This is a genomic window from Phosphitispora fastidiosa (assembly GCF_019008365.1).
Classification (GTDB): domain Bacteria; phylum Bacillota; class Thermincolia; order Thermincolales; family UBA2595; genus Phosphitispora; species Phosphitispora fastidiosa.
On record NZ_JAHHUL010000023.1, the window covers coordinates 1 to 13174 of the forward strand.

12 protein-coding genes are annotated in these 13174 nt (G+C 45.8%); 1 reads left to right on the forward strand and 11 read right to left on the reverse strand.

The window, feature by feature from the left end:
* Positions 1-362 precede the first annotated feature (362 nt).
* The 9 genes from Ga0451573_RS16740 to dapF all read right to left on the reverse strand — a co-directional run bounded on the left by Ga0451573_RS16740 (position 363) and on the right by dapF (position 9784).
* Positions 363-2336 (reverse strand): DUF262 domain-containing protein, encoded by a 1974-nt coding sequence (locus Ga0451573_RS16740; RefSeq protein ID WP_231685306.1) that lies wholly within the window; start codon positions 2334-2336, stop codon positions 363-365.
* A gap of 296 nt (positions 2337-2632) precedes the next feature.
* Complete coding sequence (gene metK, locus Ga0451573_RS16745) at positions 2633-3823, reverse strand: methionine adenosyltransferase (RefSeq protein ID WP_231685307.1); 1191 nt, start codon at positions 3821-3823, stop codon at positions 2633-2635.
* Between the two features lie 92 nt (positions 3824-3915).
* Positions 3916-5106, reverse strand: coding sequence for a bifunctional phosphopantothenoylcysteine decarboxylase/phosphopantothenate--cysteine ligase CoaBC (coaBC, locus tag Ga0451573_RS16750; protein WP_231685308.1), 1191 nt, complete (start codon positions 5104-5106; stop codon positions 3916-3918).
* A gap of 30 nt (positions 5107-5136) precedes the next feature.
* Positions 5137-5343 (reverse strand): DNA-directed RNA polymerase subunit omega, encoded by a 207-nt coding sequence (rpoZ, locus tag Ga0451573_RS16755; RefSeq protein WP_231685309.1) that lies wholly within the window; start codon positions 5341-5343, stop codon positions 5137-5139.
* A 54-nt stretch (positions 5344-5397) separates the two neighbouring features.
* Positions 5398-6030, reverse strand: a complete 633-nt coding sequence (gene gmk / locus Ga0451573_RS16760) for a guanylate kinase (protein ID WP_231685310.1) — start codon at positions 6028-6030, stop codon at positions 5398-5400.
* A 95-nt stretch (positions 6031-6125) separates the two neighbouring features.
* On the reverse strand, positions 6126-6398 hold the full coding sequence (gene remA, locus Ga0451573_RS16765; RefSeq protein WP_231685311.1) for an extracellular matrix/biofilm regulator RemA: 273 nt from the start codon (positions 6396-6398) through the stop codon (positions 6126-6128).
* 110 nt (positions 6399-6508) lie between these two features.
* The gene (locus tag Ga0451573_RS16770; protein WP_231685312.1) at positions 6509-7387 is read right to left on the reverse strand and encodes a YicC/YloC family endoribonuclease; all 879 of its coding nucleotides are present in this window, start codon (positions 7385-7387) and stop codon (positions 6509-6511) included.
* 347 nt (positions 7388-7734) lie between these two features.
* The gene (locus Ga0451573_RS16775; RefSeq protein WP_231685313.1) at positions 7735-8907 is read right to left on the reverse strand and encodes an LL-diaminopimelate aminotransferase; all 1173 of its coding nucleotides are present in this window, start codon (positions 8905-8907) and stop codon (positions 7735-7737) included.
* Between the two features lie 49 nt (positions 8908-8956).
* Positions 8957-9784, reverse strand: a complete 828-nt coding sequence (gene dapF / locus Ga0451573_RS16780; protein ID WP_231685314.1) for a diaminopimelate epimerase — start codon at positions 9782-9784, stop codon at positions 8957-8959.
* 267 nt (positions 9785-10051) lie between these two features.
* On the opposite strand from dapF, the gene Ga0451573_RS16785 reads away from it, so the two are divergent.
* Positions 10052-11803: an Rqc2 family fibronectin-binding protein gene (locus Ga0451573_RS16785; protein WP_231685315.1), complete on the forward strand. Its 1752-nt coding sequence runs from the start codon at positions 10052-10054 to the stop codon at positions 11801-11803.
* 60 nt (positions 11804-11863) lie between these two features.
* Here the strand turns inward: Ga0451573_RS16785 and pyrE are convergent, their stop codons facing one another.
* Together pyrE and pyrF are read right to left on the reverse strand one after the other, a co-directional pair.
* Positions 11864-12439, reverse strand: a complete 576-nt coding sequence (gene pyrE, locus Ga0451573_RS16790) for an orotate phosphoribosyltransferase (RefSeq protein ID WP_231685316.1) — start codon at positions 12437-12439, stop codon at positions 11864-11866.
* The gene (gene pyrF, locus Ga0451573_RS16795) at positions 12433-13161 is read right to left on the reverse strand and encodes an orotidine-5'-phosphate decarboxylase (protein WP_231685317.1); all 729 of its coding nucleotides are present in this window, start codon (positions 13159-13161) and stop codon (positions 12433-12435) included. The genes pyrE and pyrF overlap by 7 nt, the downstream gene beginning before the upstream one ends.
* Between the last annotated feature and the right edge of the window lie 13 nt (positions 13162-13174).

The following is a 13174-nucleotide window of genomic DNA, read 5'->3' on the forward strand; positions in this document are numbered from 1 at the left end:
ACCCAGGAACTGCTCCCCTCCCATTGTGGCTTAACTACATAAATTTTTGCTGATTTTGGGGAGGGGGAAAGTGCATCCATTGCTTTACCAAATTATATCACAAATGACGTTTTATGTATGAATACTGTCGGTTTTCTGTGTTATCAAGAGTTTAGCCGGGGTTTACAAAACTTTGAATCCCCATAAGTGTTTCTGAACACGCGGCTTCGTCCAACACGTGTTGCCGCAATTGAGCATATTGAGTAATGACTTAACGCCGGTAGGGCCAGTGCTTAGCCGGTGTTTTTGCATGCTCAACTGCGGAAACACGGCTAAAATGTTAGATGATGTTGTGCCTCCCCAATGAATAACCGTAATCTCCTTCACTCTATAGTCTCAACCTGCCATTCATCAGTTGTTAATTCTATAGCTTCTATAGCTTGAAAACAAAATTTTTGGATAACCTGAGCTGACAAGTTAATTTCTATAAAGGCTCCATTCTTTAGCTCCCGAATTGCCCGGAACTTTTTTTTGTCTCGTCCAATAAAGCGAGGAAACTGCTGAATTAACTGTTCAAACTTATCTGGTTCTAGCTCCGCGATTGTATTTGTGGTCTGCTCAAGGACATCTCTCCAAGAATTTACCGAGAATTTTTGACCAAGTATCCATAAGGCCTGAGGAGTTGTTCCGGTAACATCTGCATGCCCATTATATTCATAATTTTTATCCCCAAAATACGGCCAAACTTCCAAAGCTTTTTCAGCAAGAAAGTTAGCACGGCTTAAAATGTCTTCCTTATTCCAAGAGAGCTTGTCCACAAAGTATTTGTTTAGTTCAAGATGACTTTCAGTAAACCGAATCCTCTTGTTTTCAAAATCATCGTTTGACAATTCCGGGTTATATGCGGTTAATGTTAGATTACCGAGGGTATGTAGATGTAAATCGTGTATTATCCCCCAATCATCTCCTAAATGGTCTTGCCACCATTCTGTGAGAGTTTGAGGCATCACATGCTCAATAGTTAATTCTTCAAACGGCACTTGTTCCTTATGATTGTAAGACTCTTCTATGCTCTCTAAAATAATCTTCGTCTTTCTTGCTCTGTCACCAGTACCATATAAGTTTGAATCCTGTAATCTAGCCTTAAATTCGGAATCCTTCGGATAACCTTTTGATTGGAGGATACCTTTTAATTTATCAACAAAACTTCCAGTTTCTTTGTTATTAATTGATGTATAAAGGGGAGGGAATATTTTATTGAGTTGGTTGGTGGGAACGTTACAAACAAAACGACGAATCATAAAGTTTTCTATTACTTTAAGAATTTCTATAAAATCATCGTCCGAGATTTTAGTTTGAGCGTAATCATCGTAACAATTCAATAAGAAAGGATATGCTGTAGTTACCTCAATTCGATTGATGCGCTGTAAAGCTTTCCTCACCCCTAAATTGGTTTCATTATCGGGACAAAGAAGCTTTTGGTAGTATTCTGCAAACCTCGAAAGGTTTTTTAGATGATTAAGTGCATCTTCCTGACCAACAAGCTCTTTAAGCGATAAATAAACATCACTTTGCTTAACCTTGGAGCCAGTTCTCATCAAATAATGACGTATAAATTCAGTTAAATTGTCCCCAAGACCCTCTTGCATAGGTTTCCAGTAATCAGAATAAACATTTTCCTGGTCGTTAATATGAATCCGCATAAAGAAATAGTTACGAATCAAATCAGACTGAGTCAGCGGTCTTCCTTTTGCATTAAGACTCTCAAAAACCAAATGAGGATTATCTTCTGGGTCAAGAACAATACTTACCACTGACAAATAACTAGAAATAACTTTTTGTAGGGTTTGGCAGTCAATATTACTCTGCTTAACTTTTCTTTCAAAGTATTTATATGCTTCTGTAACTTTATCTTCAGGCAGAATAGGTTCTGAGTCTATTAACTTTTTAAAAGAAGCCCGGTCAACCTGTGTTGGCAAGAGTTTATAATGGTCTGACTCCTTTTTATATGGATTAACTAGCAACGTATTATTTATCTCTTCGGCCAGTTCATTTTGTTGAATTTTAGTTAACTGATCGCGTAGAAGAGTAAGCAATATGAAAATCGTTGAAAGACGCTGCTGACCATCAATCAATAGGTACTTTGCTACACCTTCAGGTACCGAAGTAGTAGGCATGGTGACTATTGAGCCTATGAAGTGGTCACGAGGATTTTCCATCTCACTTAATTCTATTAAATCATTCCATAAAATCTCCCATTCCTTTTTATCCCAACTGTAGGAACGCTGAAAAAGAGGAACAACGTACTGTTTCGTCCCTTCAATAATTGGCTGTAACTTTGTTTCGGATGCGTTCATTGAATGACCACCTTCCCAAAAATCAATATATTTTTTGACCCCAAAGAATACTCCGATAGCACAATTTCATCTAACTCCCGCATTTACGCCCAAAGCTTTCGTTTATGCCACCTATAGCCGCCTCAAATCAAACTTCCGCCTTCAATAATAATTTCTTTTTCTCCAAACCTCCCTATAATCCCTTCTTTTTCCACCAATGTCACAATTTGATTTATAACCTCCTAACAACCTGCACAAAAAAAGGTATCCCATTTTTACATGGGACACCCACTTCTGTGCCTTTTGGGTCGCAATATTTAAATTCCGGCATCTTTCCGGAGAGCTTCTGCCTTGTCGGTTTTCTCCCATTTCAGGTCTACATCAGTCCTGCCAAAATGTCCAAATGCAGCAATCTGCCTGTAAATAGGTCTTCTCAGGTCAAGATCCCTGATAATGCCTGCCGGTCTCAGGTCAAAGTGTTTTCTGACCAATTCAACCATTTTTTCCTCTTCCAGTTTGCCGGTTCCGAAGGTTTCCACCATTATGGATACCGGCTGGGCTACCCCAATGGCGTAAGCCAATTGGACCTCACAGCGCCCGGCCAGGCCAGCGGCAACGATATTCTTGGCCACATAACGGGCGGCATATGCTGCCGACCGGTCAACCTTTGTGGGGTCTTTGCCGGAAAAGGCTCCGCCGCCGTGACGCGCCATCCCGCCATATGTATCGACAATTATTTTCCTGCCGGTAACCCCGGCATCCCCCTGTGGCCCGCCAACTACGAACCTCCCGGTGGGATTGACCAGAATCCTTGTTTTCTCATCCATTAATTCGACCGGAATCACTGGTTTGATTACTTTTTCGATGATGCCTTCCCTGATTGTATCCATGGAAACATCAGGTTTATGCTGGGTAGAGATAATTACAGTATCGACTCTTTTGGGGGTATCGCCCTCATACTCGATAGTCACCTGGCTCTTGCCGTCAGGCCTGAGAAAAGTGAGTTCTCTCTTTTTCCTGACATCTGACAGTCTTCTGGTGAGTTTTTGAGCCAGCGAGATGGGTAAGGGCATCAATTCCGGGGTTTCGTTGGAAGCATAGCCAAACATCATCCCCTGGTCGCCGGCGCCGATTGCTTCAATCTCAGTGTCTGACATTTCACCGGATTTTGCCTCCAGAGCCTTGTCCACTCCCATTGCTATATCAGGTGACTGTTCATCAATAGAAGTAATCACCGCACAGGTATCACAATCAAAACCGTATTTGGCTCTGGTATATCCAATCTCCCTGATAGTTTCCCTGACAACTTTGGTGATATCCACGTAACATTTAGTAGTAATTTCCCCCATTACCAGGACCAGACCGGTGGTTACTGCGGTTTCACAGGCAACTCTGGCCATAGGATCCTGCTCAATGATTGCATCAAGTACTGCATCAGAAATCTGGTCGGCTATCTTATCAGGATGGCCTTCAGTTACAGATTCAGATGTAAAAAGTCTTTTTGCCAAGAATATCCCTCCTTCAATGATTTTAAGTCTTGCGGAAAAGTCTTCCTTCGAAAATATCTTTTCCTTTATATTCAAGGATTTGCCCTAATGTTTTAAAACACAGCTATGAGCCTGTCCAAAATTCGGTGGGCAACTTCCTCTTTTGCCATTTTATCAATTTGCTCCATATGCCCGTCTTTGTAGATTAACTTTACAATATTAGTATCTGTACCAAAACCGGCCCCACGCTGAGTAATGTCATTGGCAACTATTAAATCAAGATTTTTTGCTGTAATCTTTTTGATGGCATTTTCCACTACATTATCAGTTTCTGCAGCAAACCCCACCAAGACCTGTTTACCCTTGTTTTCTCCGAGATAGTGCAGGATATCAGGCGTCCTTTCAAAAATTACCTCCAGGTCGCCCGGACCCTTCTTCATTTTGTTGGCAAAGCTTTCTTTAGGGCTGTAATCAGCTACCGCGGCAGCCTTGACGATTATGTCAGCCTCCTGATAATGCTCCTTCACCGCCGCAAACATGTCCCTGGCGCTTAATACAGGAATGTGCTCCACACCCTGCGGCGCCGGGATGTTCACCGGTCCTGACACAAGTATTACCCTGGCTCCTCTGCTGCGTGCCGCCCCGGCAATGGCATATCCCATTTTTCCGGTGCTGCCGTTGGACAGAAACCTAACCGGGTCCAGGTATTCCCTGGTAGGCCCGGCTGTTATCAAAAATGTCTTCCCTGAGAAATCGCCGGATTTACTAACCAGACCGGCAATTTCCTCAAAAATAATATCCAAACCGGGCAGCCGTCCTTTGCCCTCATAGCCACAGGCAAGCCCTCCTACGTCCGGTTCGAGAAAACGGCATCCATAAGATGCCAGCTTTTTGAGATTACTCTGAAAAACGGGATTTTCATACATATGTACATTCATGGCCGGTACAAAAAGAACCGGAGCCTTTGTTGCCATGATTACTGTAGACAGGATGTCGTCAGCTATACCGGCGCTGACCTTGCCGATAATGTTTGCTGTAGCCGGCACAACTGCCAGCAGATCGGCCCTGTCAGCAAGGGAGATATGCTTTACTTCCCACTTTTCGGGTGTTTCAAACATACCTGTTGTCACCGGGTTCCGGGATATCGTCTGCAGGGTCAGCGGCGTGATAAACCGTGTGGCAGCTTCAGTCATGACCACATGGACATCTGCACCTGTCTTAACAAGCCTGCTGACCAGGTCGGGAGTCTTATAGGCAGCTATACCCCCGGTTATCCCAATAACTATGCACTTTCCTGTCAACATCAGCCTTCACCAACTTTTCCGGGCGGGAGATTACTTAATCCCTGCTTTGGTTCTCTCATACTGAATCAGATTTTCAGAAATTTCCTCAAGAGCTACAGAAACAGGTTTATAAGAATCGGATTCAACAAGCTTGGGCATCCCTTCGGTAATTTCTCTGGCCCTTTTCGCTGCAGCTACAACCAAAGTATACTTACTGTCTACGTGTTTCATCAAATCATCCAAAGAAGGCTGCTTCATTTTTTACCCCCTCACCAATTCTTTGTTCCAGTCCTGTCCGGCTGGCTTTTTCTGTTAAGAAAGCTTATCTGCCAGGAGCGGCGCCTCCGGACCAGCATCACGCTGAATCCGGTACCTGTTGGTACGGCTGCTTTCAGCGACAATTATACACTCCACCTTATCCACTGCCTCTTCTAAAATATCATTTACCACTACATAATTATATTCATGCAGGTGAGATAATTCCTCCATGGACTTGCCCAATCTTTTGGTAATAACTTCCATCGAGTCGGTACCTCTGCCTGTTATCCGCGCTCTGAGCGCTTCCATGGACGGTGGAATCACAAAAATATATATACCATCCGGAGCTTTTTGCTTTACTTTAAGAGCGCCCTTAATATCTATTTCCAGCAATACATCACGGCCCTGAGCTAAAGCTTCGTCAACCGGGGTTTTGGGAGTCCCGTAATAGTTATCATATACCGGCGCCCATTCCAGGAACTCATCCCGGGCCAGCATTGCTTCAAAATCTGTTTTATCCTTAAAGTGATATTCCTTTCCATCGGTTTCTCCGGCTCTAGGTAGTCTGGTAGTGGCAGAAACCGAAAGAAATATATCAGGTCTCCGCTTTAAGAGGGACTTGCAAATAGTCCCTTTTCCTGTACCCGACGGACCTGAAATCACAATAAGCAAACCCGGTACTGTCATACCACCATTCCCCTCTATTAAATTTTTTATCGGCCAGGTTCTCCTTCAAATCAACAGACCTCCGGTATTGACCGGCTTTCGCCTGCTGTTGACTCTTAGTCTGCCGGGTCTTCCTGGTGCGAATTATCCTTGTTTGACAGCCGGTGAGCAACTGTTTCGGGCTGAACAGCCGATAGAATGACGTGGTCACTGTCAGTAATGATAACAGCCCTGGTCCTCCGTCCATATGTCGCATCAATCAGCATACCGCGATCACGGGCTTCGGTAATGATCCTTTTTATTGGCGCCGATTCCGGGCTGACGATTGCAATAATCCTGTTGGCAGAAACGATATTGCCAAAACCGATATTGATTAATTTGATATCCATGAAATCTTCCTCCTCAAATGGAATTAGTAAAAACCTGTCTTCTGCAGGTACTTTATAATATTTTCCCCGACAAACCTCCTTTTACTCGAAAAAGTACGTATTGCTCACAGTTATTCTATATTCTGCACCTGTTCTCTTATTTTCTCCACTTCACTCTTTGCTTTTATTACCATGGAGGTTATGTTAACATCATTGGCCTTGGAGCCAATTGTATTGAACTCCCGGTTAAGCTCCTGGACCAGAAAATCAAGTTTTCTGCCGGCAGGTTCGTCCTGTGAAAGTGTTGTCCGAAGTTCCTCAAAATGGCTTCTGAGCCTGACCAGTTCCTCAGATATGTTGCTGCGATCAGCAAAAACAGCAATCTCAGAGGCTAGCCTGGCTTCATCAATATCAACCTCCGCATCCAATTCCTTCAGCCTCAATTTCAGTTTTTCGCGGTATTCGGAGACAACTGCCGGAGCTCTCCCGGTTATTGTTTCAGTGTACTGCTCCAGTCTGCCGGCGCGCATGAGCAAATCTTCTCTCAGCCTGCTGCCTTCAGTTGTACGCATTTCCACAATCTTCTCCACGGCTTCCTCAACCGCTTTTTGCAGGACTGGCCAGATAATGTCGAGATCATCCGGGACATCTTCGGTTACAATCACATCCGGAAGTCTTGCTATATCTATTATTCCGGGTTTATCCGAAATTCCCAGTGTTTCTCCTAAATCCTCCAATGCATTATAATAAGCCATTGCAAGGTCTTTGTCAACTTGAATTGACTTATTTCCCCTGCCCAAATCGCTGACATTTATAAAAACATCCAGCCTGCCCCTGGAGACATATTCCTGAATCAATTTTCTGATACGATCCTCCAGGGCTATGTAATACTTGGGCATTCTTACTACAACTTCACAGAACCTGTGGTTTACGGACCTTATTTCCACCGTAAAGGCCTTTTCCTGAGTTTCGTTTTCGCCCCTGCCGTAGCCGGTCATACTTTTCACCATATCTGTATTTATTCAACCCCTTTTTGTCTTATTATGTACTGCTTTATGCAAAATTTTGTGTCTAATTGCTGTTTTCTTTTTGTTACTCATTATTTCCAGATCCTACACAAAAATTATAGTTCTACTTAATATGAAAAACTCCTTTTAAAATCAAAAAAAATCAAAATATCTCCTTTGGCATTTCCTATATTTCTACATTCTACCGCTTTTTCCTGCAACACCACGTATAACTCTACGGACAAATCCGCTGTCTCTCCCGAAAGAAATGGCCGCCCCACTATTCTTATGTGGGACAGCCTCGTCTATGTTACAGTTTTTTTCAAAACTCCGGTGGTCCAATATCCGTCTTAAAATTCTAATGGTCCGATACTCTTCTTGAAACGGCCAATGGCTTCTTCTATGCGCTCCTTTTCCACTGTCAGGGCAATCCGGAAGAAACCTTCCCCGTATTCACCGTAACCATTGCCTGGAGTAATAACCACCCCGGACTTTGCAAACACCATCTCAGCAAAGGATATTGAGGTATATCCCTTGGGCACGGGCACCCATAGATAAATAGTCGCTTTTGGCATATCCAGGTTCCAACCCATGCTGTTCAATCCGTCAATAACAATTTTAGCCCTTTCCTTATATACTTCGCTCATTTCAGCCGGACAATCCTGCGGGCCTGACAGGGCAGCTATCCCAGCATACTGTACTGCCTGGAAGGCCCCGGAATCTATGTTTGACTTAATCCTGCCAAGGGCCTCAACCACGCGGGAATTACCAACAGCCCAGGCAATCCGCCATCCGGTCATGTTAAAGGATTTTGAAAGTGAGCCAAACTCAATACCAACATCCTTGGCTCCGGGATACTCTAAAAAGCTGGGTGGCCTGTATCCGTCAAAGGCGATTTCCTGATAAGCCGCATCATGACATACAATCACATCATACTTCCGGGCAAATTCGATTACTTTCCTGTAAAAATCATCGTTGGCAATTGCCCCGGTAGGATTATTGGGGTAATTAATAAACATTAGTTTTGCCTTTTGAGCAATTTCCTCCGGTATTGCATCCAAGTCAGGCAGGAAACCGTTTTCTGCCTTTAAAGGCATTGCATACGACTCTGCCCCTGCCAGCAGGGCGCCAATTCCATATACGGGATAACCAGGGTCAGGAATCAAGGCAACATCACCGGGGTCCAGGTAGCATAGTGAAATATGGGCAATGCCTTCTTTCGAACCTATCAGGGTGACCACTTCGCTTTTAGGATCAAGGTCAACCCCAAACCTTTCCTTATAATATTGTGCTACTGAATCACGGTACTTGAGCATTCCCACTGAAGACGGGTAGCGGTGATTCTCCGGGTTATGTGCCTGCTCACAAAGCTTATCAATAATATGTCCGGGAGTCGGCCGGTCAGGATCACCGATCCCCAGGCTGATAACGTCAACCCCTTCGGCTTTTGCCTTTTCAATAGTCTTTTCAATGCGGGCAAACAAGTATGGTGGTAACTGTTTAATTCTCTTTGCCTCTTCCACTTAATAAACAACCTCCTTGTATTTATGGGCAGCAGCCGGTCTGTCTGCCTTAATATTCTCCGGTAAATACGTATTCACCCGGGCCGGTCATATAAACATGGTTATTCTCCGCCCACTCAATAACGAGGTCACCACCTGCCAGGTGAACCGTTACCTTCCTGTCGGTGAGACTGTTCAAAACACACGCTACCCCGGTAGCACAGGCACCTGTGCCGCAAGCCAGGGTCTCCCCGGCTCCCCGCTCCCAGACCCTCATATTAACCTCCTGCCTGTTAAGCACGTGTACAAATTCAACATTTGTCTTCCTGGGAAAAACCGGGTGACTTTCCAGTGCCGGACCAACCTGTGACAGGGGCACATTATTTACATCACTGACAAAAGTAATACAATGGGGATTTCCCATTGATACACACGTTACCCTGTATTTCTCTTCATCTACCGCTACAGGTTCATCAACTACCCTGCCGGCAGCGCCCTCCATGGGGATTAATCCTCGCTCCAAACGCGGTTCACCCATGTCCACCTTAACTGAAGTCACAGTTTCGCCATCCAGGACTAATTCAGGAATAATTATGCCGGCAAGGGTTTCCACCGTAAGCGCCCTTTTCCTGACAATATTCTGTTCATAAACATACCTGGCAAAACACCTTATCGCATTCCCACACATTTCAGGCTCACTGCCATCAGGATTAAATATCCGCATCCGGATGTCGGCTTCCCGGGAGGGAAGAATTAATACCAGACCGTCAGCTCCGACACCGAAATGCCTGTCACAAACTTTCCGCGATAATTCACCCAAATCTCCTGTTAGGTCATATTCTAAAGAATTAACCAGGACAAAGTCATTACCCAGTCCCTGCATCTTAGTAAACTTCATTCTTCCACCCCCTTCCATTAATCGGCGCGCGCCTTTCAGTTCCGCTGCGCGCGCCATTTTATACCTTCATACCTTTGAGCCAAGCATTAGAGGCATATATCTATTTCAATATCTTATAACAACTTTTTCCGTTTTGCAACACCCCACACAATTGTATACAATATATAGCAGTTTACGGCAGGCGAATTGACTGGTTTTTCAATAGAGTGTTATACTATAATGACCGAAAGTTTTTCATTCTATTCCAAGAAAAGGAGGGGTGATCAAATGGCTTTTGACGGACTGGTAATGGCCGCTGTCCGCGAAGAACTCAATAGAATCGTCATTGGCGGCCGGATTGAGAAAATTTATCAGCCCCTAGCTAGGGAAATACTCCTGGTAATTCACAAGGACCGCACCAAATACCGGCTCCTGATATCGGCAGATGCCGGCAAGGCCCGGATCCATGTTACCAAAACCGTGAGGGAGAATCCCCTGACCCCTCCCCTGTTTTGCATGGTCCTGAGAAAGCACCTTGAAGGAGGAAAAATCTTTGGTGTGGAACAGCCGGGTCTGGAAAGAATTCTTAAAATACGGGTAGAGGCGGCAGACGAACTGGGCATCCTGGCGGAAAAAACACTGATCTGCGAGGTAATGGGAAAACACAGTAATATTATCCTGGTTAATCCCAGTTCCAACACTATCCTTGACGGGATCAACCGTTATTCATATGCCACCAGCAGACACCGCGAAATACTGCCCGGCAGGCAGTATGTTTCCCCGCCGGAATCAGAAAAGCAGGACCCGTCTATTGTAACCGAAGACCTTTTCCGCTCAAAGCTGTGGAATCCCTCCCAGGACCTGTCTGTTGAGAAAATACTGCTTAACAGCTTTGACGGGCTCAGCCCGCAAACCTGCAGAGAGATAGCTGCCCGGGCGGGTCTTGAGCCCGATACCGGGTGTCAGTTTCTTGGTGAACTGGAGCTGAACCGGCTCTGGAGCTCCTTTGAAACAATTCGGGAACAACTCCGGTCAGGAGTTTTTCAACCGGTGGTCTGCTATTCCGACGGCGCTCCGGCTGCCTTCTCAGCCATAAGCTTGACCCATATTCCTGAAGCCTGCTGCAAACAGGGGGGCATCAGTGAGGTCATTGACGAATTCTATTCGGTAAAGGAACGCCGGGAACAATTCCGGCAGGAAGCAGCCAACCTGCTGAAAACCTTGAAAAATGAAATTAAGAAAACCGGAAAAAAGCATTCCATACACACCCTGAATTTGAAGAAGGCCGCTGATGCCGAACAGCTAAAGATTTTTGGTGAATTAATTACCGCAAATCTGTTCCAGATACCGGAACGTACCGATACTGTTGAACTGGAGAATTATTATGACCCTGAGGGAAAAACAGTGCTGATCCCTCTGAACCCCAGGTTTTCCACAGCAGAAAATGCCCAACTATATTTCAAGAAATACACTAAGGCCCGCCAGGCAGGCGTAATTGCCCGGAACTATCTTCAGGAGACCGAAGCTGAACTGGATTATCTGGAATCTGTTGTTACTGCCGCTGAGCAGGCCGAAAACATGACTGAGCTTAAGGAAATAAGAGCAGAGCTTATCAAGGAAGGGTACATTAAACCGGAAAAACCCGGCCCCAGAGGGCCCAAAAAACAGGAAGCGCAGGCTTCCAAACCGGAACCTATGAAAATAAAAACAGAGGAAGGCTTCGAAATCCTGGTGGGCCGTAACAACCGACAAAACGACTACCTGACCATGAAGCTGGCCCAGCCGGACGACCTCTGGCTGCACGTCAAGGATATCCCGGGTTCCCATATTGTTGTCAGGAGCCCCCAAACTGCCGGCGTTCCCGACAATGTCATCGAAAGGGCTGCAGAGGTGGCCGCATACTATTCCCGGGGTCGGGAATCGTCAAAAGTACCTGTGGATTATACGCTGCGGAAGAATGTCCGCAAACCAAAAGGCGCCAAACCCGGGATGGTTATTTATGACAGTCAGAAGACTGTCTTTGTGGAACCGAAACCGTAATAAATGCAGTGAGTCAGCCTTTGCAAGGCTGACTCACTGCATTTTATCGGGAACAAATCTTTATACCTGTCTGCTGCCCGGTTTTATCACAGGAAGGCCTTCTCTGCACAAAGGGCAGTCCTCAGGGTCATAAGACTGAATTTCCATCGAGAGCACGGCTTCAGCTTTGACGCCAAAGTCCACCTTACCATTGCTGCGGTTAACCAGAACGCCAACTCCGACAACCTCGCCGCCTTTTTGGCGCACTACTTCAATTACCTCTTTGACAGAGCCCCCTGTGGTGACCACATCCTCCACAACCAGAACCTTTTCACCCGGTTCAATGACAAATCCCCGTCTTAGTGACATTACCCCCTGTTCCCGTTCGGTAAATATTGTCCTGACCCCCATTGCCCTGCCGACCTCGTAGGCTACGATGATTCCGCCAAGGGCGGGGCCGATAACTGTATCCACTTTGACGCCCGCAAACCTCTCTGCAAGGTCACGGCACAATCGGGAAGCATATTCAGGGTACTGCAGGACCTGGGCACACTGCATATACTGGCTGCTGTGCCTCCCTGAAGTCAACCTGAAATGCCCTGTAAGAAGAGCTTTTGATTTAGTGAAAATTTCGATAGCCTGTTCCTCGGTTAACAATTTAACCCCTCCTCCATTTCATCAACTATTCTTTTAGCTGCCTCAACTGGGTCAGCAGCCCCTGTTATCGGCCTGCCAACCACCAGGTAACTGGCGCCTGCCTTAACTGCCTCTGCCGGTGTCATCACCCGTTTCTGGTCATTTACCGCCGCCCACGCCGGACGCACCCCGGGAGTAATAATCACGAAATCCGGCCCGCAGGCTGCCCTGATAGCGGAAATCTCTTTGGGGGAAGCCACCACGCCGTTCAATCCTGAACTTTGTGCCAGCCTGGCCCAGCGGACAACCTGGTCAGCCACAGTTCCGGAAACGCCCATTTCATCATTCAGGATCTTCTGATTAATACTGGTCAGAACAGTGACACCGATTACCAGCGGCTTTGGCTCACCGGATTTGGCGCTCTCCGCTGCGGTAAACTCCACAGCCTTTTGCATCATTTCTGACCCACCGGCTGTATGTACATTATACATAAATACCTTCATCCGGGTCAGCACAGCTCCTGCCTTACCCACCGTATTGGGAATATCATGCAGCTTCAGGTCAAGAAAAACCCGGCCGCCAAGGCTGTGAATCCGCTTCACAACATCAGGCCCTTCACTGTTAAACAGCTGCATCCCGATCTTAAATACCCCTACATGGTCCTGCAGCATTGCGACAAGTTTTTCCGCCTCTGTTACAGTATCCACATCAAGAGCTATAATCAGCCTGTCTTTTACAGACATATCGTTCACCTCC